A 24074-nucleotide genomic window follows, 5' to 3' on the forward strand; every position below is an offset into this window, starting at 1 on the left:
TGGTTGCATGTTTGTGCGCTCGCAATTCCTTTAGTTGTGGGGGATAGATCTCCTCTTCGGGTATCGCTTTCGGCAGTACCGGCCCGGGTCGCTCGAACATCGGCGATTCGTGATCGGCAAGCATGAGGAGTACAAAATGGCAACCGGCACCGTGAAGTGGTTCAACGCTGAAAAGGGCTTCGGCTTCATCGCTCCCGAGGACGGCAGCGCTGACGTGTTCGCGCACTACTCGGAGATCCAGGGCGGCGGCTTCCGCAGCCTCGACGAGAACCAGCGCGTTTCCTACGATCTGGGCCAGGGCGCCAAGGGCCCCCAGGCCACGAACATCAACGCGATCTGATCGCGCGTCGCCCGAATCGGGTGACGACTGACGACAGGCCCCGCTCCGGAAACGGAGCGGGGCCTGTCGTGTTGTCTGGGGTCAGATAACCAGCGCGGCGACACCGACGGGTAGCGCGGCCAGCGATCCCACTGCGACTCCGGTGGCCGCGGTGCCGGTGACGGCCCAGTCGACCACGCCGGTCGGGACGCCGGCCGCGGCCACGAGCGAGGGGCGCCCCGGACGCCGTCGGACCTCGACGGGGTCCTCGGATGCGACGGTGCACAACTGGTGTCCGGGCCTGCTCGACGGCGGCAGGGACGAGGTCAGGAAATCGGGACCGGTACGGTCCGGACTCACTTCGGTGCGGAGGCGGGGTGGTCACCGGTCAGAGTTGTGAGTTGATGACCGCCTGCTGGGTGGCGGGCGTGACGGCGTCGACGTAGCCCTTGAAGTCGTCGTGCTTCTCCAGGAATCCGGCCACGAACGGGCAGATCGGCACGATCCGCTTGTCGTGCGCCACGGTGTCCTCGAGTGCCGCGCGGATCAGCGTGCTCGCCACACCCCGACCGGCGAAACGCTCGCCGATCTCGGTGTGGAAGAAGATGCGCTGGTCACCGCTGTCGACGAATTGGGTGAATCCGGCGGTGGCATCTCCGACGCGTACCTCGTAGCGGCGGAGGTCCGGTGCGGCATTCACTTCGGGCTGTGCGTCCAGTTCGTCGGCCATGACTCCACTATGACAACGCGGACGCCTCGGTGCGAGCGTTCCGGCGTCCTCATCGTCGGCGGACACTGGGTCGTGGGCGCCGATCTGCAGCCGACGCGGACGGCCACGACGGTCCGCAAGTCCGACGGCGGTGCGGCTTCGGTGACCGGGTCGGCATGCTTCGTGCCGAAAGCCACTCTTGCCCAGCGGATAACGCGGGCCGAACGGAAGATCCGTCTGGCGTGGTGCGCTACGCCCGGCGCTCGTGCGTGACGGCCTCGTCCCCGAGTCGGTCCAGCGTCGTCGTCATGCCCTGTCGCAGATGCTCGGCGCGATCGGTCACCCCGGTCCAGCGCTGGATCATCCGGACGGGCAGCGGCGACGGCACACCCTGTTGCATCGCCTCGGTCACCAGCGTGCCGCCCTCGGTGGCTTCGAAGGTGTACGTCCACAACGCGCCCGATCGCCCCGGCACCCGGAACGCGAAACGGTGTCCCGGCTCTGCGGTGACGACCTGCGGTTTCGTCGACCACCGTGCGCGGCCGATCCGGTTGGAGCCCTCGAACCGAGCCCCGACCCGTGGGCCGGTGGCCCCGTCGAGCCAGTGGGCCGACACGGTTTCCGGACTGTAGTCACCCATTCGAGTGATGTCGCTGATCAGGGCGTACAGCGTGCTCGGCCGTGCCTCGATCATCTTGCTGACGGATACGCACACGGGTGAGGGACGGGACATGAGTGGCCTCTCAGGAACCTACTTTGGGGGTCGCACGGTCGATGATCGGGGCCAGATCCAGGCCGGTCGGCAGGGTGCCGAACACGGTGCCCCAGTCGCCGTCCAGGCGGGTCGCGCAGAAGGCGTCTGCCACCGCGGGGTGCCCTTGCCGCACCAGGAGGGCGCCCTGCAGCGCCAGCGCCATGTCGCCGACCACCCGCCGCGCACGGTGCTGCAGCGTGTCGAAATCCGTGAACGCGTCCTTCAGATTCGCGACAGCGGCGTCGAGGCGGGCGTCGGCACCGGCACTGTCGTCGAGTTCGTCGAAGAACGCCTCCACGGACTCGGGCTGGCGGCCCATCGCGCGCAGGACATCGAGGGCAGCGACGTTGCCGGAGCCCTCCCACACCGACAGCAGCGGCGCCTCCCGGTACAGCCGGGGCATCCGCGACTCCTCGACGTAGCCGTTGCCGCCCAGGCATTCCAGGGCCTCGGCTGCGTGCGCGGGGCCGCGCTTGCACACGTAGTACTTGCTCACCGCGAGGGCGACGCGGCGCAGGGTCGACGCCTGCGGATCGCCGTTGTCGGCGCGGTCGGTGAGCGCAGCGAGCCACAGCGCGACGGTGGTGGACGCCTCCGACTCGACGGCGAGATCGGCGAGCACGTTGCGCATGAGGGGCTGATCGATGAGGTGGGCGCCGAAGGCGCTGCGGTGCACGGCGTGGTGGGTGGCCTGCGCGACGCCGACGCGCATCCCGGTCGCGGTCCCGATCGTGCAGTCGAGCCGCGTCATGTTGACCATCTCGACGATGGTGCGGACGCCGCGGCCCTCGTCGCCGACCCGCCACGCGACGGCCTCGTCGTACTCCACCTCGCTGCTCGCGTTCGAGTGATTGCCGAGCTTGTCCTTGAGCCGCTGCAGGTGCATCGCGTTGCAGGTGCCGTCGGGCAGGATCCGGGGGAGCAGGAAGCACGTGAGTCCGCCGGGCGCCTGCGCGAGGACGAGAAAGACGTCCGACATCGGCGCCGACGTGAACCACTTGTGCCCGGTGAGCAGGTAGGACCCGTCCGATTGCGGGACGGCGCGGGTGGTGCCGGCGCGGACGTCGGAGCCGCCCTGCTTCTCGGTCATCGACATACCCGCGATCAGCCCGGGCTTGGTGAGCGGGGCGCGCAGCTCCGGGTCGTACACGCGGGCGGTGAGCAGCGGCTCGTACTGCAGCGCGAGTTCGGGATTGTGGCGCAGTGCCGGCACCGCGGCGTACGTCATCGAGATCGGGCATCCGTGGCCGGCGTCGACCTGCCCCCACACCGCCATCTTCGCGGCGCGCACGAGATGCGCGTGCGGTCGGGGATCCCCCCACGGGGCGCCGTGCAGCCCCAACTCGACGGCGGTGTCCATCAGCTGGTGGTAGGCCGGGTCGTAGGTGACCTCGTCGATGCGGTGGCCGTACCGGTCGTGGGTCCGCAGGACGGGCGGATGAGCCTCCGCGAGATCGCCGAGCGCCTGCGCGTCGGCGCCGCCGGCGAGCCGTCCGACGTGGTGCACCTCGTCGAGCGCGTGGTGGGCGCCCTCGCGCTGCAGGGCTTCGAGGATCGGCGGGTAGTCGGCGGCGTCGTAGTCGATCAGCGGCGGAGCCTGGTTGGTGACGTCGTGCGTGACCCTCATACGACCCCCTGGTCGGTGGTGACGGCGATCCTTGTCAGCAGTCAATGACGGTTGGGGGCGATCGTCAAGCAGATCGGTGGAATATCGGGGAGTCGCCCGCGGTTGGTCGCATATAGTTGAAACTTGAAATACTTTGGAGGTAGGCATGCAGTTCGGAATCTTCACCGTCGGTGACGTGACCACGGACCCCACGACCGGCCGGACCCCGACCGAGGCCGAGCGCATCAAGGCGATGGTCGCGATCGCGGAGAAGGCCGAGGAGGTCGGGCTCGACGTGTTCGCCACCGGCGAGCACCACAACCCGCCGTTCGTGCCGTCGTCGCCGACGACGATGCTCGGCTACATCGCCGCCCGCACCGAGCGGATCATGCTGTCGACGTCCACGACGCTGATCACGACCAACGACCCGGTAAAGATCGCCGAGGACTTCGCGATGCTCCAGCACCTCGCGGACGGTCGCGTCGACCTCATGCTCGGCCGTGGCAACACCGGTCCCGTGTACCCGTGGTTCGGCAAGGACATCCGCGAGGGCATCCCTCTGGCGGTCGAGAACTACGCGCTGCTGCACAAGCTGTGGCGTGAGGACGTCGTGAACTGGCAGGGCCGCTTCCGCACGCCGCTGCAATCGTTCACCTCGACGCCGCGTCCGCTCGACGACGTCCCGCCGTTCGTGTGGCACGGGTCGATCCGCAGCCCGGAGATCGCCGAGCAGGCCGCGTACTACGGCGACGGCTTCTTCGCCAACAACATCTTCTGGCCCCGCGATCACTTCGTCCGACTGATCGACCTCTACCGTCGTCGCTTCGAACACTACGGTCACGGCTCGGCCGATCAGGCGATCGTCGGCCTCGGTGGCCAGGTGTTCATGCGCAAGAACTCCCAGGACGCGGTCCGCGAGTTCCGGCCGTACTTCGACAACGCCCCGGTCTACGGGCACGGGCCGTCGCTCGAGGAGTTCACCGATCAGACGCCGCTCACCGTCGGCAGCCCGCAGGAAGTCATCGACAAGACCCTCTCGTTCCGGGAGAGCTTCGGCGACTACCAGCGTCAGCTGTTCCTGATGGACCACGCCGGACTCCCGCTGAAGACCGTCCTCGAGCAACTCGACCTGCTGGGCGAGGAGGTCGTGCCGGTGCTGCGACGCGAGTTCGACGCGCTGCGCCCCGCACACGTCCCCGAGGCTCCCACGCATGCGAGCCTGCTGGCCGCGAAGAAGACGGAGGTGCTGTCGTGACCGGCGCGAAAACCCGTACGCTGACGGTGATCTCGGCCGGACTGACGCAGCCGTCGTCGAGCCGGTTGCTGGCCGACCGGCTCGCCGCGGCCACCGTCGACGCCCTCGCCGAACGCGGCATCACCGCGGATGTCGAGATCGTCGAACTGCGCGACCACGCGCACGCCCTCACCGACAACCTGCTCACCGGGTTCGCCGGTGGCGGGTTGCGGGCGGTCATCGACCGGGCGGCGAAGTCCGACGGACTGATCGCGGTCACGCCGATCTTCAACGCGTCGTACAGCGGGCTGTACAAGTCGTTCTTCGACGTCCTCGAGCGGGGGACGCTCGACGGCATGCCGACCCTGCTCGGCGCGACCGGCGGGACCGGTCGGCACTCGCTCGCACTCGAGCATGCCGCCCGGCCGATGTTCGCGTATCTGCGGGCCGCGACCGTCCCGACCGCGGTCTACGCGGCATCCGAGGACTGGGCGGGGTCCGGCGACCAGGGTCTGGCCCAGCGGATCGAGCGGGCGGCCGGCGAGTTGGCCGCGGCGATGATCGCGCGTGAGAACGTCGGCCCGGCCGATCCGTTCGCGAACTCGGTGCCTTTCGAGGAGTTGCTGTCCCGGCAGGCGCACTAACTGACTCGCGAGTAAGATTCCCGCAACGAACGTCGTCGTCGATCGATACGGGGGAACGGGCTGTGCGGGAATCGGACTGGGAAACGCGGTTGAACGTCGCATTGCGCAACGCGTGGGGGCTGACGTTCGGTGACGGCGTCGGGTCGTCGGAGCGGACGCCGTCCGAGCTGATTCATCAAGAGCCGCATCGGGATCTGCACCGCTACGGCCCCGTCGACTCCGGTGCGCCGGTGCTGCTCGTGCCACCGCTCGCGGTCCCGATGCACTGCTACGACCTGCGGCCCGGGCAGAGCCTCGCGGCGCACCTGCTCGGGTCCGGTCGCACGCCCTACGTCGTGGACTACGGGACGATGGGCTACGCCGACCGGAACCTCGGATTCGAGGACTGGACCGACGACATCGTGCCCGGCGCGGTGCGACGGGTCAGCGAACTGCACGGCGGCGCACCGGTGGACGTCGTCGGCTGGAGCCTCGGCGGCACGCTCGCGCTGCTCACGGCCTCGGCGCATCCCGATCTGCCGATCGCGTCGGTCACCGCGCTCGGCACGCCGATCGACTACTCGAAGATTCCGACGATGGCCGTGGCGCGCGCCGTCGCCCGCGTCACCGGACACCGCCCGGTCACCGAACTGACCCGGCTGATGGGTGGACTGCCGGCGCCCCTGGTGCAGGTGGCCTACCGCGCGACGGCGCCGTCGCGGGAACTCCTCAAGCCGTGGTTCGTCGCGCGCAACCTGCACGACACCGAGACCCTCGCCCGGATGGAAGCGATCGATCGGTTCATGGCCGAGATGCCCGGGTACCCGGCCCGGCTGTTCTATCAGATGGCGGAGGAGTTGGTGCTCGGCAACGGACTCCTCGAGGGCCGGGTCACGGTGGGCGGCACCACGATCAAGCTCGCCGAACTCGCCGTTCCGGTGCTGGCGGTCGGTGGTACCGGTGACGTCATCGCCACCGCCGACTCGGTCGGTGCGATCGTCGACGTCCTCACCGGGTCGCCGTCGGTGCGGTTCGAGACCGCGCCCGGCAGCCACCTCGGCCTGCTCGCCGGACCGGGAGCGCGCGACACCACGTGGCGGCACATCGACGCGTTCCTCGGTGAGCGACCGGCCGGCTGAGATTCAGCTTCCGAACAGTGGGCCGAGCGAGGCGAGCGATCCGGTGGCGGGTGACGTCGACAGCCGGGCCGGTATGCGCTCGTGGACTCCGTCGACCAGGTAGGTGGCGCCGGTGTCGACGGTCAGACCGCCGATCTGATTCTCCGCGGTGAAGGGCAGGACGATCGGCGTCGATGCGATTCCCGCTACGCACCTTCTCCTGAACGCCATCGAATCCCGCCACTGTTTGTCCGGTATGCGCCTTCGGGCGGAGCCTAGCGGCAGTAGGAGACCCGAAATTGCGATTCGCCGGGATTCGGGACGGTCCCCGATCCGGCTGCCGTCACGGGGTACGCGCACACTTACAGCCATGCTCTCCGCGGAAAACCTGTTCACCCTCATGCGTCGATTCCCCGACGTCGAGGCCCCCAACCTGTTCGCCGTCGACGCGGCGGACCGTCTGATCCTCGACGAGGCGGCGGACGCCCTGGGCTCGGTCCCGGGCGATTCGATCGTCGTGATCGGCGACCATTACGGCGCGCTCACCCTCGGCACCGCCGTCCAGTACGAAGTGACCGGGATTCGTGTGCACCAGGATCCGCTCACCGGGGAACGCGCGCTCGCGAACAATGCGTCGACGTTCGAGTTGTCCGACTGCTACCGGTCGTGCGGCCTGGGGGAGGAACTGCTGGCCGGCGCCCGCGTCGTCCTGCTGCAGCTGCCGCGCAGCCTCGACGAGCTCGACGAGATCGCCGACGCGATCGCCCGCTACGCCGACCCCGGCGTCGTCGTGTTCGCGGGTGGACGCGACAAGCACATCACCCCGACGATGAACGAGGTGCTGGCCCGGTCCTTCGTCAACGTGCGTGCCAGCCGCGGGCGGCAGAAGTCACGCGTGCTGATCGCCGACACGCCGCGGGAGATCTCGACGGCAGCACGGTTCCCGATTTCCGAGCACCTCGACGAACTGGACCTCGACGTCTTCGCACACGGTGCGGTCTTCGCCGGCACCAAACTCGACATCGGCACGCGATACCTGCTCGAGTTCCTGCCGCGGGCGCTGCCCGACGCGCGAACCGCGGTCGACCTCGGCTGCGGCACCGGCATCCTGGCCGTCGCGCTCGCGTCGTGGCGCCCCGAGATCGAGGTCGTCGCGACCGACCAGTCGGCGGCGGCCGTTGCGTCGGCCGAGGCGACGGCCCGTGCGGCAGGCGTGGGCGATCGGGTCCGGGGACTGCGCGACGACGCCATGGCATCGCTTCCGGACGCGAGCGTCGACCTGATCGTCTGCAACCCGCCGTTCCATGTGGGCGCGGCGGTGCACACCGGCGCGGCTACCAAGATGTTCGCCGAGGCCGGACGCGTCCTTCGTCCCGGCGGCGAGATGTGGACCGTCTTCAACTCGCATCTCGAGTACAAGAGCGGCCTGGCCCGTGCGGTGGGGCGCACCGAGGTGGTCGGGCGCAACCCGAAGTTCAGCGTCACGCGGTCCGTCCGCGCGCAATAGCAGGGGGACTACTGGACCGGTCCGCCGCCGGCTGCGTCCCCGTCAACCTGGCCGCGGTGGAGTCCGATGTCCTCGACGATGACCCCGTCCACGATCTCGGCGCCCTGCAGTTCGTCGTCGTCCTCACGGTCGGGGCCCGACGGCGGCGTGTCCGGCTCCTCCTCGGCGAGGCGTTGGTCGAGGCTCTCGCCCTGCTCGGCCTCCCTGAGGGTGGTGCCGAAGCGGTCGGCCTCGCTCCACTCGTCGGGGGCGTCGACGACGTCGTCGCCGTCGGCGTTGCGGACCTCGTCAGAATCGAGGCTCTCGCTGACATCCAGTGTCTCGTCGAATCCGTCTTCGATTCCCATGCGCCCATTGTCGGCCGAATCGTGGTTTTCCGCTGGATTGCGGCCGAACGACGTTACCGTTGATCAGGTGCTCGTATAGCGGTGGCAGACGCGTCCCCGGTACAGTCCGAAATGTCCAACTCGGCTCGGCGCGCGGGAACTTTCCCCTCGGTGCCGGACGTTTCACGGACAACGACGCCGGTCCGACCCGGCCGAGACGGGCCCCGACGGGCACGACAGACGACCACGAGAAGGGATGTGCACGGTGCGCACCACCAGCAACCCGGTATTCAAGAACCTGCCCAAGCAAGAGGGCAGCGGATACGCCACCTTCGGATCCGCGCAGGCCGGCGCCGCGCAGGTCACGCAGGAATACGGGCAGCAGTACCAGGCGCCCGAGCAGTACCAGACCACCCAGCGGGCCATGACGATCGACGACGTGGTCACCAAGACCGCGATCACGCTCGGCGTGCTGACCGTGGCGGCGATCATCTCGTTCTTCCTGGTCAACAACAACGAGGCGCTGGCCGCACCGTTCGTCATCGTCGGCGGCCTCGTCGGCTTCGTCCTCGTGATGGTCGCGTCGTTCGGCCGCAAGATGGACAACCCGGCGATCGTGCTCGCCTACGCGGCGTGCGAGGGCGTGTTCCTGGGTGCTTTCTCCTTCATGTTCACCAGCTTGGTCGTTGCGGACAGCGTTGAGGCGTCCGTGCTGATCGGCCAGGCCGTGCTCGGCACGTTCGGTGTGTTCTTCGGCATGCTGGTCGTCTACAAGACCGGCGCCATCCGCGTGACCCCGCGCCTGACCCGCATGATCATCGGCGGCCTCATCGGCGTCCTGGTCCTGATGGTCGGCAACCTGATCGCGAGCTTCTTCACCGACGGCGGCTTCGGCCTGCGTGACGGCGGCACCATCGCCATCGTCTTCAGCCTCGTCTGCATCGCGCTCGCCGCGTTCAGCTTCCTGCTCGACTTCGACGCCGCCGACCAGCTGATCCGCGCCCAGGCGCCGGAGAAGGCCGCCTGGGGCGTCGCCCTCGGCCTCACCGTCACCCTGGTGTGGCTGTACGTCGAGATCCTGCGCCTGCTGAGCTACTTCAACAACGACTAGCCTCACGCGCCCCACGAACGGGCGGTTTTCTGACAGGCCACGCGGCCGATTGTCAGAAAACCGCCCGTTCGTCGTCGTCGGCCTGGGGATAACTCGCTGGCGGTGGCGGTCCTGCCGGTCGGGGTGGGTGATGCTGCACGGATGGGGGAGTACGACGAGCCATTCCTGCGATCGACTGTGGCCGGCAGGCTGACAGATCACCAGCTCTATCACGACTTCGTCCGGATCTACCGTGGCGTGTACCTGAGCAGGCACGTCGAACTCACGCCGGACAAACGGGCCCGAGCCGCGGCGCTGTTCGCCGGCCCCGATGCGGTGCTGACCGGATTCTCGGCCGCTGCGCTCCACGGGGCGAAGTGGATCGGTGGCCATGAACCTGCCGAGGTGATCCGTTCGGGTCACTGGCGGCCGCCGTCCGGGATGATCACTCACAACTGTCGGATCGAACCGGACGAGTTTCGCCTTCTTGGTGGGATCGGGGTGGCAACTCCGGCCCGTACCGCATTCGATCTGGGACGCAGGTTGCCGCGGCTCGAGGCGATCGCGGCAGTCGATGCGCTGTGCAATGCGACGGGCTTGAAGCCGATCGACGTGTCGCGGTTGGCCGACCGGTACGCCGGCATGCGCGGGATAGCTCGGCTCCGAGGGATCCTCGACGACGTGGACGGTGGTGCGGAGTCGCCGCCGGAGACCCATACGAGGCTGGTTCTCGTCGATGCGGGACTCCCCCGGCCGCAGACTCAGATACGTATCCGGAACCGGAGTGGACGTGTCTTCGCGCGGTCGGATCTGGGCTGGGTCCAGTGGTGGGTCCTCGTGGAGTACGACGGTGCCGATCACTGGAACCGAGGGTAGCGCGCGAGGGACATCGAGCGGCTTGCCCAACTCGAGGCGCTCGGATGGACGGTAGTTCGGGTAGGTGCAGAGCTGTTGTACGACCGGCCGGAGGCCATGGTCGCCCGCGTACGGGAAAAGCTCCGAGCCGCCGGTGCTCCTGTCTGACGACGAACGGGCGGTTTTCTGACGGGCCTCTCGGCCGACGTTCAGAAAACCGCCCGTTCGCGGAATCAGGTGAGGACTAGCTCAGGCGCTCCAGCACCATTGCCATGCCCTGGCCGCCGCCGACGCACATGGTCTCGACACCGAACTGCTTGTCGTGGGTCTGCAGGTTGTTGATCAGCGTCGCGGTGATGCGGGCGCCGGTCATGCCGAACGGGTGGCCGACGGCGATGGCGCCACCGGAGACGTTCAGCTTGTCCTCGTCGATCTTCAGCTCGCGGGCGGAGCCGAGGACCTGCACGGCGAAGGCCTCGTTGATCTCGAACAGGTCGATGTCGCTGACCGACTTGCCGGCGAGCGCGAGGGCCTTCTTGGTGGCCTCGATCGGGCCCAGGCCCATGATCTCGGGGGACAGGCCGGAGACACCGGTGGAGACGACGCGGGCCAGCGGGGTCAGGCCCAGCTCCTTGGCCTTGGTGTCGCTCATGATGACCAGCGCGGCAGCGCCGTCGTTGAGCGGGCAGCAGTTGCCGGCGTTGACGGTGCCGTCGGGGCGGAAGACCGGCTTGAGCTGGCTGACGGCGTCGTACGTGACGCCGGCGCGCGGGCCGTCGTCGGTGCTGACGACGGTGCCGTCGGCGAGGGTGACCGGGGTGATCTCGCGCTCGAAGAAGCCGGCCTTGATGGCCTCCTCCGCACGGTTCTGCGAGCGGACGCCCCAGCGGTCCTGGTCCTCGCGGGAGATGCCGGTCAGCTGCGCGACGTTCTCGGCGGTCTGGCCCATCGCGATGTACGCGTCGGGGACGATGCCGTTCGACCGCGGGTCGCTCCACTGGACGCCACCCTGGGCGGCGGTCGCGGTGCGCTCCATGGCCTCGGCGAAGAACGGGTTCTTCGTGTCCGGCAGCGAGTCCGAGTTGCCGGCGGCGAAGCTCGACACCGACTCGACACCGGCGGAGATGAAGACGTCACCCTCGCCGGCCTTGATCGCGTGCAGGGCCATACGGGTGGTCTGCAACGACGACGAGCAGTAGCGGGTGATCGTGGTGCCGGGCAGGGTGTCGTAGCCGAGCTTGATGGCGACGATACGGCCCATGTTGAAGCCGGCCTTGCCGCCGGGCAGGCCACAGCCGAGCAGCAAGTCGTCGATCTCGGTGGGGTCGAGCTCGGGAACCTTGGCCAGCGCGGCGGCAACCATCTGCGCGGCGAGGTCGTCCGGACGCATGCTCGCCAGCGAGCCCTTCATGGCGCGGCCGATGGGCGAGCGGGCAACGGAGACAATGACTGCCTCGGGCATGGAAACTCCTTCGTACGTTGGTCTCTTCGACCATGAACTTACGTTGCCTGCGCCACATCACCACGCGGCAGTCAGTCGTCGGCGGCCCGGAACTCGTCCTACCGCGGGTTTTGCCCGGCCGCAGGGGCCGCGACCTGGTCGGATGCACGCGGTTCTGAAACACGTTCCCGGAAGTCGAGTGACGAACGCCCGTCCCACTCAGCGAGAGCCCGTGCCGGGGCGGTTTCGCGCAGGTAAGGACCCTTCGCGACACGTGTCCGAATCGGATCTGGAAGCATGGGGTCATGCGCATCGCGGATCATGTCGTCGATCTCATCGGCAACACCCCTCTGGTCAAGCTGTCCTCCGTCGTCGGCGAGAACTCCGGGCTGGTTGCTGCCAAGGTCGAATACCTCAATCCGGGCGGCAGCTCCAAGGACCGCATCGCGGTCAAGATGATCGACGCCGCCGAGGCGTCGGGCGAGCTGAAGCCGGGTGGCACCATCGTCGAGCCCACGTCCGGCAACACCGGCGTCGGCCTGGCCCTGGTCGCGCAGAAGCGCGGCTACAAGTGTGTGTTCGTCTGCCCCGACAAGGTCAGCGAGGACAAGCGCAACGTGCTGCGTGCATACGGCGCCGAGGTCGTGGTGTGCCCCACCGCGGTCGCTCCCGAGCACCCGGACAGCTACTACAACGTCTCCGACCGTCTGGTGAAGGAGATCCCCGGCGCCTGGAAGCCCAACCAGTACGCCAACCCGGGCGGACCCGACAGCCACTACGAGACCACCGGGCCCGAGATCTGGCGGGACACCGAGGGCAAGGTGACGCACTTCGTCGCCGGCGTCGGCACCGGCGGCACCATCACCGGCACCGGTCGCTACCTCAAGGAGATCTCGGGCGGCAAGGTCAAGGTCATCGGCGCCGATCCCGAGGGCTCGGTGTACTCGGGCGGCACCGGACGGCCGTACCTGGTCGAGGGTGTCGGCGAGGACTTCTGGCCCACCGCCTACGACCCGTCGGTTCCGGACGAGATCATCGCCGTCTCCGACGCCGACTCCTTCGAGATGACCCGTCGTCTCGCCCGCGAGGAGGGCCTGCTGGTCGGCGGCTCGTGCGGCATGGCCGTCGTCGCGGCGCTCAAGGTCGCCGAGCGTGAGGGCCCCGACGCCGTCGTCGTCGTGCTCCTGCCCGACGGTGGCCGCGGCTACCTGTCGAAGATCTTCAACGACGAGTGGATGTCGTCGTACGGCTTCCTGCGCAGCCGCCTCGACGGCTCGACCGGCGAGCAGACCGTCGGCGACGTGCTGCGCGGCAAGTCCGGTGAGCTGCCGGACCTCGTGCACACGCACCCGTCCGAGACCCTGCGCGACGCGATCGAGATCCTGCGCGAGTACGGCGTCTCGCAGATGCCGGTCGTCGGCGCGGAACCGCCCGTCATGGCGGGCGAGGTCGCGGGCAGCGTATCCGAGCGCGACCTGCTCAGTGCGGTCTTCGAGGGCCGGGCCGCTCTCGCCGACCCGGTGGAGAAGCACATGAGCAAGCCGTTCCCGCTGATCGGTGCGGGCGAGCCGGTGTCGTCGGCGACGAAGGCCCTCGGCGACACGGATGCGCTCATGGTGGTCGACGACGGCAAGCCCGTCGGCGTGATCACCCGGCACGACCTGCTCGGTTTCCTCAGCGCCGGCGCGTAACGCCGCGAGTTTCACGGAGAATCCCCGACGGCCACCGTCGGGGATTCTCCCGTTTCGGGGCTCGGTTACGCTCTCGGCATGCAATGGGGGAGAGCAGTGGGGGCTGCCGCATGTCTTGCGGCGGTGGTGATGTCGGGTTCGGCGTGCGGGAGCACGATCGAGGGGACGCCGCAGGCACAGGGCGACAGCATGGTCGTGGCGGGACCGCCCGACAGCGATTCGGGGTCGCCGGCGACCGAGCCGCGGGTGCCGGGCGGCGCTGCCGTCCAGGTGTCGAAGCCGCCGACGTGCGCCGAGATCGAGAAGCCGGTGCTGGGCGTGCTGAAGGGCTACCGGTTGGACCGGACTCCCTCGGTCGACGGCGGATCGACCATGTGCTGGTTCAACCAGTCCGGTGCCGGGGGCTTGACGAAGGCGGTCACCGTCTCCGTCAACTCCGTGGACCAGACCGCCGAACAGCTGGCCCGGACCCGGGACTACATGGCGAAGGAGCGGCCCGACAGGTTCGTGTCGTCTCCTGCCGCGGAACGGCTGGGTGGCTACGTCTCGACCCCACTGGGTGGTCGCGATGTGGCGTTGTCGTTGCCCGGCGCGCAGATTCTCCTCATCGTTCCCGACGGGGCGGACGTGTCGAAGGAGCAGGCCGTGGAGGTCGTTCTCGCGGTCGGCGCGGCCATGTCGAACTGAGGCGGGTGGGCCGACGGCCGGAGGACGGGTGCGGCGGCCCGGGTCGCTAGGCTGGTCGCCATGAGCGAGCAGGGATTCTCCAGCGGTTTCTCCACCAAGGCCATCCACGCGGGGTACGAGCCCGACCCGCAGACCGGTGCGGTCAACGTGCCGATCTACGCCAGTTCCACCTTCGCCCAGGACGGCGTCGGCGGGATGCGCGGCGGCTTCGAGTATGCGCGCACCGGCAACCCGACCCGTCGCCCCCTCGAGGCGAACCTCGCGGCGCTCGAGTCGGGCACGTTCGGGCGGGCGTTCGGTTCGGGGATGGCGGCCACCGACTGCGTGCTGCGGTCGATGCTTCGCCCGGGCGATCACCTGGTGATCCCGAACGACGCCTACGGCGGCACGTTCCGGCTCATCGACAAGGTCTTCACCCAGTGGGGCATCGAGTACACCCCCGCCGCGGTGTCCGACGTCGACGCCGTCCGCGCCGCGATCCGGCCGAACACGAAGCTGGTGTGGGTCGAGACCCCCACCAACCCGCTGCTCAACATCGGCGATATCGCCGCCATCTCCGAGGTGGCACACGCCGCCGGGGCAAAGCTGGTGGTGGACAACACCTTTGCGTCGCCGTACCTGCAGCAGCCGTTGCAGTTGGGTGCGGACATCGCGTTGCACTCCACGACGAAGTACATCGGCGGACACTCCGACGTCGTGGGCGGCGCGCTCGTGACGAACGACGAGGAACTGGATACGAAGTTCGCGTTCCTGCAGAACGGCGCGGGTGCGGTCCCGGGACCGTTCGACGCCTTCCTGACGATGCGCGGCATCAAGACCCTCGCGCTGCGCATGGAACGGCACAGCGACAACGCCGAGAAGATCGTCGATCTGCTCACYGGCCACGCCGCGATCTCCCAGGTCATCTACCCGGGCCTCGAGTCGCACCCCGGCCACGTGGTGGCGGCCAAGCAGATGCGGCGCTTCGGCGGCATGATCTCGGTGCGACTGAAGGGTGGCAAGCAGGCCGCGCTCGACTTCTGCTCGCGCACCCAGATCTTCACGCTCGCCGAGTCCCTGGGCGGCGTCGAGTCGCTTATCGAGCATCCGGGCGCGATGACGCACGCGTCCACCGCGGGCTCCGCGCTGGAGGTGCCGGAGGATCTGGTGCGCCTGTCCGTGGGTATCGAGGATGCGGCCGATCTGCTCGCCGATGTGGAGCAGGCGCTCGGCTGATCCCGCGCTGATCTCGCGTTTCGCGCACTTGTCGTCGTGTTCGGTGAACACCGGTCGACGACAAGTGCGCGAAACACTGAGGGTTTCCTGAATCCCGCCCGCGGCAGTCTGTTTGCCCGTTACCGTGAGTCCTCGGACAAGCACGACCCCCAGGAGCGGTGTATGACATGGGAGCCCGCAGCCGCGATCGTGGCTGTCGCAGCAGTAACAGGTGTCGCGTTCCCCGCGGTTGCGAACGCAACACCCGACCCGGCTCCCGAAGCCCCACAAGCGCCCGCCGCCGTGCAGTCCGCGCCGCAGCTCGTGGAACCGGTGAACAGCATCGTCGCACTGCTCCCACCCGAAATGCKGGAGCAGGCGGCGACCGATCTCGTCAGGGTGATACCCGCCCTCGAAGCTCCGAAGGCCCCCGACTCGCTGCCGTCCACCGATGTGGTCCCGACGCCGGAGGCTCCCGCGCCCGAACCTGCCCCGCCGGTCGCCACACCCCCCGCGGCGGTGCCGACCGTGATCCCTCCCGCTGTCGGCGCGAACACCGCTCCCACGATCACGCTGCCCGGTGTCGGCGGTCTGACATTGCCGTCGCTGTCGGCGGTACTCCCGCCCGGCAATCTCCTCGGGCAGGTCGGTTCGATCGCGGTGTTCGCGCCGTGGCTGCGTCAGGCCGGCGAGATCTGTGGGGGCGTCAAGGCGCCCACCCTCGCGGCGCTGTTCTCGGTGGAGAACGACTTCCGCTACGGTCCGACGGCTCCGGTCTCGCTCGCCGGTGGGCGTGGTCCCGCGAAGTTCATGCCGAGCGAGTGGGCCAAGTACGGCAAGGACGCCGACGGTGACGGCACGGCCGACATCCTCGGTGTCGCCGACTCGGTGATGGCCGCGGGACACATGCTGTGCGACAACTATGCGCAGGTCGACGCGTGGAAGCAGGAGGGCCTGGTCCAGGGCGACACCCTCGATCTCGCGCTCGCCGCGTTCAACGCCGGCACCCGCGCGGTGCGCAAGGCGGGTGGTGTGCCGTCGGGTGTCGACGACGCGGCCGACCAGAGCGGGCCGTACGTGCAGAAGATCCGCGCGTCGGAGGGCCAGTTCGAGCAGTTGCTGTCGCCGTTCGCGAACCTCGACCTCGGCAACATCACTCTCCCGACGTCGGGCATCGGGGGCGCGGTCGTGCAGCTCGCGATGCGCTACCTCGGTCTGCCGTACGTGTGGGGCGGCGGCAATATCAGCGGACCGTCGATGGGTGGCTTCGACTGCTCGGGTCTGACGTCGTTCGCGGTGTTCGCCGCCAGCGGCGGCAAGGTCGCACTGCCGCGCACGTCGGAGACGCAGTGGGGGGTCGGCACCGAGATCCCGATGGCCGCGGCGCAACCCGGCGATCTGGTGTTCGGTAATTGGCAGGCCGGGGGCCCCGGACACGTCGGCATCTACATGGGCAACGGGATGATGGTCCACGCCCCGACCTTCGGCGATGTCGTCAAGGTCGGGCCGGTCTTCGGCGACATGAAGGCACGCCGGGTCATGTGACGGTCCGCGCCTCGGCGTGGCATTCGCGGTCACGGGAATCGAATACGATCGATCCCCGTGACCGAGCCCGATCCCCGTGACCGCATCGCCGACGCCGCGATGACCATTCTTCGTGAGCACGGAGCGCTGACCACCGAGGAGTGGGGGCGGCGTCTGGCCGACGCGGGGTACGGCTCCGCCCGCGAGATGGAGGACGTCGTCGAGGCACTCGACGACTACGATCTCGGTTTCCTCCCCGATGGGCGGAACCTTGCGCTCGGTCCGCTCCTCGAGGGCCGGACGCTGACCCATCGGCTCACGGATGCGGAGATCGCCGCCGGCATCCTCGACGCCAACCCCGACCTGACGCCGCTGACTGCCTTTGCATTCGACTCCGAGCAGGGGTTCCGTGTGGTCTTCGAAGGGCTGGACGACGACGTCTTCGCGGAGCGGGGTGTCACCGATCCCGATTTCCTGTACGACGAGGGGCTGCTGCTCGAGCCGGGGGCTCTGGCCGGTTACGCGGCGGGGGACCTCGTCGCGATCACCGCCGTCGACGGTGGGCTGGAGTTGCGAAGGGTGACCGGCGAACCGGCTTCCGCGCCCGACCTCACCGCGGCCCTGCGCCGGATCGTGCCCGAGGATGCCGCCGAGCACCTGGACGCCCTGGTCTGGCAGCTGATGATCGACGACCCGGCGTTGTTCGTCGCCCCCACCGTCCCACTCGCCGAGCTGATCGACGCCGCCGGCTACGTGCGTGACGGTGACTACCTCGCGGTGCGCGGATTCGATTTCGCCACGCACCGCCTGGCCGTGCAGATCGGGATGGTCGCACGCGAGCACGAACTGCACCCGGACGAGGCCCGCGCAGTGGTCGAGTTCCTGAACCTGGTGCGGCAGACGCAGGAGCAGGCGGCGCTCGGTGCCGATCCGAGAACCTATGCGCACGAACAGATCTCCGCCGACGTCGACGCGTTCGTGCTGCTGTCGGATCCGGTGGTGGCCGCCGCCGCGCTGGAACTGGTGAGCGAGTTCGACGACCGGACCGAGGCGCTGCACGCGGTGGCCGTCGGACTCGTGGACCTGGCGCCGCGTCGTGCGAAGGCCGCGGCCTGTTGGCTGGCGGGTAAGGCCGCCGACCGGCTCGGCGACGTCCTGGCCGCGCGGTCGTACTACGACGAGGCTCTCTCCCACGATCCCGACTGGATCCCCGCGATCTTCGACCTCGCACTGCTCGCCGCCGACGGCGGCGACGTCACCCGCGCGCAGTCACTGCTCGGCCGGATCGAGGGCGGGGAATCGGAGGCATTGCACGACGTGCTGCAACGCTTCGCGCCGCGCGAGCACCCCGAGTTGGGACGCAACGACCGCTGCTGGTGCGGATCGGGCCGCAAGTACAAGGCGTGCCACCTCGGTCGGTCCGAGCTGACCTCCGACGACCGGGCGGCATGGCTGTACAGCAAGGCACAGCTGTTCATGCGGTCCCCGGAACTGTTCGACATCCTCTTGGATCTCGCCGAGATCCATGCGGCGCCCGGGGCGGACGACGGTGAACTGTTGCGTGCGATCGAGGGCGGACCGGCCGTCGATGTCGCGCTGTTCGAGGGCGGCCTGTTCGAGTTGTTCGTCGGTCGGCGCGGCGCGTTGCTGCCGGCGGAGGAACTCGAGCTCGCCGGGCAGTGGGTGCGCACCCGGCGGTCGGTGTACACCGTGGTCGCCGCGGCCGACGACGTGGTGACGCTGCAGGACCTGCGCGGAGACGACACCGTCGAGGTCACGCACGAGGGTGCCGGTCGCGATCTGAACGTCGGGGCAGTGGTCTGCGCCCGACTGTTGCCGACCGGATCGGCGACGCTGCTCGCGCTCGGTGGGATGGAGCCGGTCGAGGCGTCCGCCGCGGACGACCTGGTCGCGCTGCTCGCCGAGCATCCCGAACCCGAGGCGCTGGTCGAGTTCCTCGGCGCGCACTCCCTGCTCCGGAGCTGAAACGAGAGAACCCCGGCCGAGGAATCCTCGGCCGGGGTTCTGCGTCTGTGCGCCTGTATCAGGCGTGGTACGGCTCTGCGCTGACGAGGGTGACCTTCATCAGGCTGCCGTTGGGCAGGGTGTACTCGCGGGTCTCGCCGACCTTGGCCTGGAGCAGCGCGGCGCCCAGCGGGGAGTTCGGCGAGTAGACCTCGAGTGCGTTATCGCGGGCGCCCTCTTCGCGGGTCGCGATCAGGAAGGTCTCGGTGTCGGTCTCGTCGCCGTCGTAGTAGACCTTGACGACCGAGCCGGGCAGTGCGACGCCGGACTGGGTGGGGGCCTCGCCGACCTTCGCGCTGTTCAGCAGCTCCTGCAGCTGGCGGATGCGCGCCTCCTGCTGGCCCTGTTCCTCGCGAGCGGCGTGGTAGCCGCCGTTCTCCTTGAGGTCACCCTCTTCGCGACGCTCGTTGATCTCGGCGGCAATGACCGGACGATTGGCGATGAGCTGGTCGAGCTCATTCTTGAGCCTGTCGTGAGACTCCTGAGTAAGCCAGGTCACCTGGGTCTCGGTCATTCTCGATCACTCCCTTGTAGTTGAAGTCCGGGTGGACTCCCTCGGCAGATCACTGCGAACAGCAGCGATCAACGGGCAGGGCCGCTCTCGTCCGTAGCGAATGTCCGGTGGCGAAGACCCCGGCTCGCCCATCTCGTGAGCAGACTCGTCCTGCCGTCAATGCAGCAATACACGGCTCCGAGTGGAACCGTGTATTGACTCATTTTAGCACGATGAGGGGTATCGACCGATCCGAACGAAGACCGATCGGTCCACTTGTCAGCCTGCGTGAAGGTAGTCCGGAACGTCCAGACTGCAGCCGTACAGATCGCCCATAGCGGGCGGCTGAGATGCGCGAACGGGGGCCGTGATCTCGACGGTCCCCGAGTCCGACGGCCCGACGTACACCTCGCGGCGGCCCGTCTCGGAGCCGTCCTTGGAGCGGGTACGGATGATGCAGACGGCGGGCTCGGACGGGTCGTCGCGCGTGACGGTGAATCGGATGTTCATCGTCGTCTGGTCGACGACGTCGAACGCGACCTGCTCGCCCTCGATCTCCTTGACGGCGAACTTGGTGTAGGCGATGTACGCGAGGCCGACGCCGGCGAGGACGACGAGACCGGTGAGAATCCACTTGGCCCAGGGGATGGGGCCGGACGTGCGGCGGGTGGACCCGTAGCGGTCCGGGGAAGGCGTACTGCTCATCACTCTGCTCTCGCCGGTGGTGGTGCTCTGCACGGCCGTCGGAGTCGCCGTTTTGCCGCGCGTAGCGGGGGTACGACAGACGGTCGTATGTGTCAGGTGGAACTATAGGGGAAGGACGACGACGACCGACGAGTGGTAGTGGTCGACGACTGCAGGCGACACGCCACGCCGGTGACACGCGAAGCTGAGGTGAAGACACACGTGAGCGGATACCGACTCATGGCCGTTCATGCCCATCCCGACGACGAGTCGAGCAAGGGTGCGGCGACGATGGCCCGTTACGCCGCCGAGGGCAACGAGGTACTCGTCGTGACCCTCACGGGTGGCGAGCGCGGTGACATCCTCAACCCGGCGATGGACGTCCCGGGCATCCGGGAACGGATGCACGAGGTTCGGCAGGAGGAGATGGCCGAGGCTGCGCGCATCCTGGGTGTGCAGCAGACGTGGCTCGGGTTCGTCGACTCCGGCCTGCCGGAGGGTGACCCCAAGCCGCCGCTGCCCGAGGGTTGCTTTGCGCTCGAACCGCTCGAGATCCCCACCGAGGCGCTGGTCCGGGTGATCCGCGAGTTCCGGCCGCACGTCATGACCACGTACGACGAGAACGGCGGCTACCCACACCCCGACCACATCAAGTGCCACGAGGTGTCGATGGCCGCCTACGACGCGGCCGGCGACCCCGAGCAGTTCCCCGACGCGGGCGAGCCGTGGGAAGTGCAGAAGGTCTACTACTCGCACGGCTTCATCCGGAAGCGCCTGGTGCAGTTCCAGGAGGAGTACGAGCGCCGCGGGGAGGAGTTCCCGATGGCCGAGTGGCTCAAGAAGTGGAAGACCGAGCAGGGCGACTTGATGGCGCGCGTCACGACGCAGATCGCGTGTGGCGACTACTTTCCGCAGCGTGACGACGCCCTGCGGGCCCACGCGACGCAGATCGATCCCAACGGGTCGTTCTTCGCGGTCCCGCTCGACATTCAGCAGAAGATCTGGCCCACCGAGGAGTTCGAGTTGGCCAAGACCCGGGTGCACACCGCCATCCCGGAGAACGACCTGTTCGCGGGCATTGTGGAGGATGAGCAGTAGTGATGACGACGTTGGCCTGGGACTTGCTGGCGCAGGGGACCAGCACCCCGAGTAGCCCGCAGGGTCCCGAGTTCGGCAAGGCATCCCCGCTGGGGCTCGTCCTGATCGTGGCGCTGCTGATCGGCACCGTTCTGCTCATCCGCTCGATGAACAAGCAGCTGCGGAAGCTGCCGGACGACTTCGAGCCGGAGCATCCCGAGGCCGATCAGGCGGCGGACGAGGGCACGGACCGCGGCGCTGCGATCGCCGAGGTCGTCGAGCCGAGTCGGCCGGACGAGGACCCGCAGGCCAAGCACGATCCGCCCGCGAAACCGGCGAGCTAGGACTTCCGTGACCGGGCCGGGGCCGCGCGAGCGCAACACGCTCGGCGATGCGACCAGTCCGTATCTGCGTCAGCACGCAGACAATCCGGTGCACTGGCACCAGTGGGGGCCGGAGGCCCTGGAGTGGGCGCGGGAACGCAACGTGCCGATCCTGCTCTCCATCGGGTACGCGGCGTGCCACTGGTGCCACGTGATGGCGCACGAATCGTTCGAGGACCCCGAGACGGCGGCCGTGATGAACGAGAGCTTCGTGTGCATCAAGGTCGATCGGGAGGAACGCCCGGACCTCGACGCGGTCTACATGAACGCGACGGTCGCGATGACGGGTCAGGGCGGCTGGCCCATGACGTGCTTCCTCACCCCGGACGGCAGCCCGTTCTACTGCGGCACCTACTACCCGGCGCAGCCGCGCGGCGGGATGCCGTCGTTCACCCAACTGCTGCACGCGATCACCGACACCTGGCTGACGCGGCGCGGTGACGTCGACGACGCAGCGGCGTCGGTGGTGGCCGAACTGCGCCGCAGCGCCGGTGCGTTGCCGCTCGGCGGGGTGCCGGTCGACGTCCCGCTGCTGTCGGGCGCGGTCGCGAGCATCCTGCGCGACGAGGACCGCGAACGCGGCGGATTCGGTGGTGCGCCGAAGTTCCCGCCGTCCATGTTGCTCGAGGGTCTGCTCCGCTCGTATGAGCGCAGCGGGGCCGAGCCGACGCTGCGTGCCGTCGAGCGCACGGCCGACGCGATGGCGCGCGGCGGAATATACGACCAGCTCGGCGGGGGTTTCGCGCGCTACGCGGTGGATGCGGAGTGGGTGGTTCCGCACTTCGAGAAGATGCTCTACGACAACGCGCTGCTGCTGCGGTTCTACGGGCACCTCGCTCGCCGCACCGGATCCGAGCTTGCGTACCGCGTCGCCGAGGAGACCGTCGAGTTCCTGTTGCGCGACCTGCGCACCGCCGCGGGGGCGTTCGCGTCGGCGCTCGACGCCGACACCGACGGCGAGGAGGGGCTCACCTATTCGTGGACGCCGGGCCAGTTGGTCGAGGTCCTCGGTGCCGAGGACGGCGCATGGGCGGCCGAGGTGTTCGCGGTGACCGACGTCGGGACGTTCGAGCGGGGTGCATCGGTCCTGCAGTTGCCGGTGGACCCGTCCGACGGCCGGCGCCTCGCGGCGGTCCGGGCCCGACTGCTCGCCGCGCGTGCCCGACGTCCGCAGCCCGGCCGTGACGACAAGGTGGTCACGGCGTGGAACGGGCTGGCCGTCACGGCGCTGGCCGAGGCGGGTGCGGCGTTCGGACGGTGGGAGTGGGTCCGCGCGGCCGAGGAGTGCGCCCGCGTCCTGCTCACGACGCATCTGGTGGACGGACGTCTGCGGCGCGCGTCGCTCGCCGGCGCGGTGGGGGAGCCCGCCGGGATCCTCGAGGACTATGCGGCCCTGGCGACGGGGCTGCTCGCGCTGCACCAGGTGACCGCGGCGGCCGAGTGGCTGGACGCGGCGACGTCCCTGCTGGACACCGCGATCGAGCGCTTCGCCGATCGCGACGAGGCCGGCAGTTGGTTCGACACCGCGGACGACGCCGAAACGCTGGTGGCCCGACCGCGTGATCCTCTCGACGGGGCGACGCCGTCGGGGGCGTCGGCGATCGCGGAGGCGCTGCTGACCGCGGCGGCGTTGGTGGAGGCGGACCGGTCGTCGAAGTATGCAGCGGCCGCGGAGGATTCGCTGGCCCGTGCGGCGGTGGTCCTGCAGCGCGCGCCGCGTTCGGCGGGGCACTGGCTCGCGGTCGCGGAGGCGTCGGTGCGGGGGCCCATCCAGATCGCGGTGGCAGAGATGGCGCCGTCGGACCTGGCCGAAGCGGCCCGACGACTGGCGCCCGGCGGTGCCGTGGTGATCGCGGGCCCACCGGATTCGGCTCCGCTGCTGGCCGATCGGCCTCGGATCGACGGTGCACCGACGGCCTACGTGTGCCGGGGTTTCGTGTGCGACCGGCCGGTGACCGGGGTCGATGATCTGCGGGATTCGGTCGAAGAGCGCTGAAACGTGCAGGGCCCGTGTGGTATTCCACACGGGCCCCGGTTCGATCCCTGGATGGGATCAGCGTTCTACGAGCCGAGGCTGCCGGTGACGCCGTTGAACCAGTTGGTGAGGCCGGCGATGGCGCCGTTGGCGGCATCGATGTAGCCGCTGATGATGGTGTCGGCACTGCCGACGGGGATTGCGATGAGACCGGTGATCGATCCGAAGTCCATGGATTGCCTCCATAAGGGTTGTAGTGCGGCCGGGCCGCGCTACACGGTGGGGAAGCTCCTCAGTGGGAGCGGGGCGTTCGTGTCGACAGCGTCAGCTGTTGAAGATGCCCGCGACCGAACCGGTGATCGTGGTGAACAGGCCCTGGAGCGCGTCCAGCGAGCCGAGTCCCTTGAAGATGTCCTCGATCGAAGCCATGTAACTCTCCTAACGTGAATGCGGGTGGCGCAATTGTCCGCAGCTGTGTGCGGGCATGCGTCTATGTTCAATCGCAAGCATGTGCTTGTGACCGGAGTGAAGGTAGCAACCCATTGATGCCAGTGTGGTGAATTTGGTGAATCTGATCGACGCGGTTTCGCGGTGCAAAATGCCGGGGGAGCGCCGAATTCTGCCACTTCAAACAAATATTTGATCACTTGCCCGTTCGTCGGGTCGGGGAATGCCCGCGCGACCGAAGGGGCGACGTCGCTCTTGGGTCGACGAGGTGAATGCGCCAGGGGCCCGCGCATGGACGCACGGGCCCCTGGA

General features: G+C 68.7%; 24 protein-coding genes and 1 pseudogene. 15 read left to right on the forward strand and 10 right to left on the reverse strand.

Features of this window, described 5'->3' with window-relative positions; translation table 11 throughout:
- Positions 1-136 precede the first annotated feature (136 nt).
- Positions 137-340, forward strand: a complete 204-nt coding sequence (locus AB4Z09_RS20970) for a cold-shock protein (protein WP_114718550.1) — start codon at positions 137-139, stop codon at positions 338-340.
- Between the two features lie 81 nt (positions 341-421).
- Here the strand turns inward: AB4Z09_RS20970 and AB4Z09_RS20975 are convergent, their stop codons facing one another.
- From AB4Z09_RS20975 to AB4Z09_RS20990, 4 genes are all read right to left on the reverse strand, one after another.
- Positions 422-679 (reverse strand): hypothetical protein, encoded by a 258-nt coding sequence (locus AB4Z09_RS20975; protein ID WP_114718295.1) that lies wholly within the window; start codon positions 677-679, stop codon positions 422-424.
- A gap of 28 nt (positions 680-707) precedes the next feature.
- Complete coding sequence (locus AB4Z09_RS20980; protein ID WP_442240587.1) at positions 708-1049, reverse strand: GNAT family N-acetyltransferase; 342 nt, start codon at positions 1047-1049, stop codon at positions 708-710.
- 229 nt (positions 1050-1278) lie between these two features.
- Positions 1279-1761 (reverse strand): SRPBCC family protein, encoded by a 483-nt coding sequence (locus AB4Z09_RS20985; protein WP_302675478.1) that lies wholly within the window; start codon positions 1759-1761, stop codon positions 1279-1281.
- 10 nt (positions 1762-1771) lie between these two features.
- The gene (locus AB4Z09_RS20990; RefSeq protein ID WP_174908919.1) at positions 1772-3409 is read right to left on the reverse strand and encodes an acyl-CoA dehydrogenase family protein; all 1638 of its coding nucleotides are present in this window, start codon (positions 3407-3409) and stop codon (positions 1772-1774) included.
- A 145-nt stretch (positions 3410-3554) separates the two neighbouring features.
- Between AB4Z09_RS20990 and AB4Z09_RS20995 the strand changes: the two genes are divergently transcribed.
- The 3 genes from AB4Z09_RS20995 to AB4Z09_RS21005 all read left to right on the forward strand — a co-directional run bounded on the left by AB4Z09_RS20995 (position 3555) and on the right by AB4Z09_RS21005 (position 6384).
- Positions 3555-4643 (forward strand): LLM class flavin-dependent oxidoreductase, encoded by a 1089-nt coding sequence (locus AB4Z09_RS20995; RefSeq protein ID WP_442240588.1) that lies wholly within the window; start codon positions 3555-3557, stop codon positions 4641-4643.
- Positions 4640-5266 carry an FMN reductase gene (locus AB4Z09_RS21000; RefSeq protein ID WP_442240589.1) on the forward strand — a complete coding sequence of 209 codons (627 nt, stop codon included), beginning with the start codon at positions 4640-4642 and terminating at the stop codon, positions 5264-5266. Before AB4Z09_RS20995 ends, AB4Z09_RS21000 begins: the two co-directional genes overlap by 4 nt.
- A gap of 62 nt (positions 5267-5328) precedes the next feature.
- Entirely contained in the window at positions 5329-6384 is a 1056-nt protein-coding gene (locus tag AB4Z09_RS21005) for an alpha/beta fold hydrolase (RefSeq protein ID WP_174908923.1), read from the forward strand.
- 3 nt (positions 6385-6387) lie between these two features.
- Here the strand turns inward: AB4Z09_RS21005 and AB4Z09_RS21010 are convergent, their stop codons facing one another.
- On the reverse strand, positions 6388-6594 hold the full coding sequence (locus tag AB4Z09_RS21010) for a hypothetical protein (protein WP_442240590.1): 207 nt from the start codon (positions 6592-6594) through the stop codon (positions 6388-6390).
- A gap of 139 nt (positions 6595-6733) precedes the next feature.
- On the opposite strand from AB4Z09_RS21010, the gene AB4Z09_RS21015 reads away from it, so the two are divergent.
- Complete coding sequence (locus tag AB4Z09_RS21015; RefSeq protein ID WP_442240591.1) at positions 6734-7870, forward strand: class I SAM-dependent methyltransferase; 1137 nt, start codon at positions 6734-6736, stop codon at positions 7868-7870.
- 8 nt (positions 7871-7878) lie between these two features.
- Here the strand turns inward: AB4Z09_RS21015 and AB4Z09_RS21020 are convergent, their stop codons facing one another.
- On the reverse strand, positions 7879-8217 hold the full coding sequence (locus AB4Z09_RS21020; protein WP_114718302.1) for a hypothetical protein: 339 nt from the start codon (positions 8215-8217) through the stop codon (positions 7879-7881).
- A 244-nt stretch (positions 8218-8461) separates the two neighbouring features.
- Here AB4Z09_RS21020 and AB4Z09_RS21025 point away from each other — a divergent pair, with 244 nt between their 5' ends.
- Positions 8462-9307 carry a Bax inhibitor-1/YccA family protein gene (locus AB4Z09_RS21025; protein ID WP_442240592.1) on the forward strand — a complete coding sequence of 282 codons (846 nt, stop codon included), beginning with the start codon at positions 8462-8464 and terminating at the stop codon, positions 9305-9307.
- Between the two features lie 141 nt (positions 9308-9448).
- Positions 9449-10309 (forward strand): annotated as a pseudogene (locus AB4Z09_RS21030) (DUF559 domain-containing protein).
- A gap of 76 nt (positions 10310-10385) precedes the next feature.
- Here AB4Z09_RS21030 and AB4Z09_RS21035 read toward each other — a convergent pair.
- Entirely contained in the window at positions 10386-11603 is a 1218-nt protein-coding gene (locus AB4Z09_RS21035; RefSeq protein WP_114718304.1) for an acetyl-CoA C-acetyltransferase, read from the reverse strand.
- A 284-nt stretch (positions 11604-11887) separates the two neighbouring features.
- On the opposite strand from AB4Z09_RS21035, the gene AB4Z09_RS21040 reads away from it, so the two are divergent.
- The 5 genes from AB4Z09_RS21040 (at position 11888) to AB4Z09_RS21060 (ending at position 18664) form a co-directional block, all read left to right on the forward strand.
- Complete coding sequence (locus AB4Z09_RS21040) at positions 11888-13273, forward strand: cystathionine beta-synthase (protein WP_174908930.1); 1386 nt, start codon at positions 11888-11890, stop codon at positions 13271-13273.
- A gap of 78 nt (positions 13274-13351) precedes the next feature.
- Positions 13352-13960, forward strand: coding sequence for a hypothetical protein (locus AB4Z09_RS21045; protein WP_174908932.1), 609 nt, complete (start codon positions 13352-13354; stop codon positions 13958-13960).
- 60 nt (positions 13961-14020) lie between these two features.
- Complete coding sequence (locus AB4Z09_RS21050) at positions 14021-15175, forward strand: cystathionine gamma-synthase (protein ID WP_174908934.1); 1155 nt, start codon at positions 14021-14023, stop codon at positions 15173-15175.
- A 162-nt stretch (positions 15176-15337) separates the two neighbouring features.
- Complete coding sequence (locus AB4Z09_RS21055; RefSeq protein ID WP_442240593.1) at positions 15338-16699, forward strand: C40 family peptidase; 1362 nt, start codon at positions 15338-15340, stop codon at positions 16697-16699.
- 57 nt (positions 16700-16756) lie between these two features.
- The gene (locus AB4Z09_RS21060) at positions 16757-18664 is read left to right on the forward strand and encodes an SEC-C metal-binding domain-containing protein (protein ID WP_254622843.1); all 1908 of its coding nucleotides are present in this window, start codon (positions 16757-16759) and stop codon (positions 18662-18664) included.
- Between the two features lie 58 nt (positions 18665-18722).
- Here the strand turns inward: AB4Z09_RS21060 and greA are convergent, their stop codons facing one another.
- Both greA and AB4Z09_RS21070 read right to left on the reverse strand, forming a co-directional pair.
- Positions 18723-19217, reverse strand: coding sequence for a transcription elongation factor GreA (gene greA, locus AB4Z09_RS21065; protein WP_174908938.1), 495 nt, complete (start codon positions 19215-19217; stop codon positions 18723-18725).
- Positions 19218-19475: 258 nt separating this feature from the next.
- Entirely contained in the window at positions 19476-19901 is a 426-nt protein-coding gene (locus tag AB4Z09_RS21070; RefSeq protein WP_174908940.1) for a DUF4307 domain-containing protein, read from the reverse strand.
- A 201-nt stretch (positions 19902-20102) separates the two neighbouring features.
- Here AB4Z09_RS21070 and mca point away from each other — a divergent pair, with 201 nt between their 5' ends.
- Genes mca through AB4Z09_RS21085 form a run of 3 tightly spaced genes read left to right on the forward strand, consistent with a single transcriptional unit; the run spans position 20103 to position 23336 of the window.
- Positions 20103-20978, forward strand: a complete 876-nt coding sequence (gene mca / locus AB4Z09_RS21075; RefSeq protein ID WP_174908942.1) for a mycothiol conjugate amidase Mca — start codon at positions 20103-20105, stop codon at positions 20976-20978.
- Between the two features lie 2 nt (positions 20979-20980).
- Complete coding sequence (locus AB4Z09_RS21080; RefSeq protein ID WP_442240594.1) at positions 20981-21301, forward strand: hypothetical protein; 321 nt, start codon at positions 20981-20983, stop codon at positions 21299-21301.
- Positions 21302-21308: 7 nt separating this feature from the next.
- Entirely contained in the window at positions 21309-23336 is a 2028-nt protein-coding gene (locus AB4Z09_RS21085) for a thioredoxin domain-containing protein (RefSeq protein WP_442240595.1), read from the forward strand.
- 65 nt (positions 23337-23401) lie between these two features.
- On the opposite strand, the gene AB4Z09_RS21090 is transcribed toward AB4Z09_RS21085, so the two are convergent.
- Positions 23402-23548 carry a hypothetical protein gene (locus AB4Z09_RS21090; RefSeq protein WP_429516529.1) on the reverse strand — a complete coding sequence of 49 codons (147 nt, stop codon included), beginning with the start codon at positions 23546-23548 and terminating at the stop codon, positions 23402-23404.
- Positions 23549-24074: the final 526 nt, after the last annotated feature.

Origin of the sequence: Rhodococcus sp. TAF43, from assembly GCF_052113525.1 — a bacterium.
Taxonomy (GTDB): domain Bacteria; phylum Actinomycetota; class Actinomycetes; order Mycobacteriales; family Mycobacteriaceae; genus Prescottella.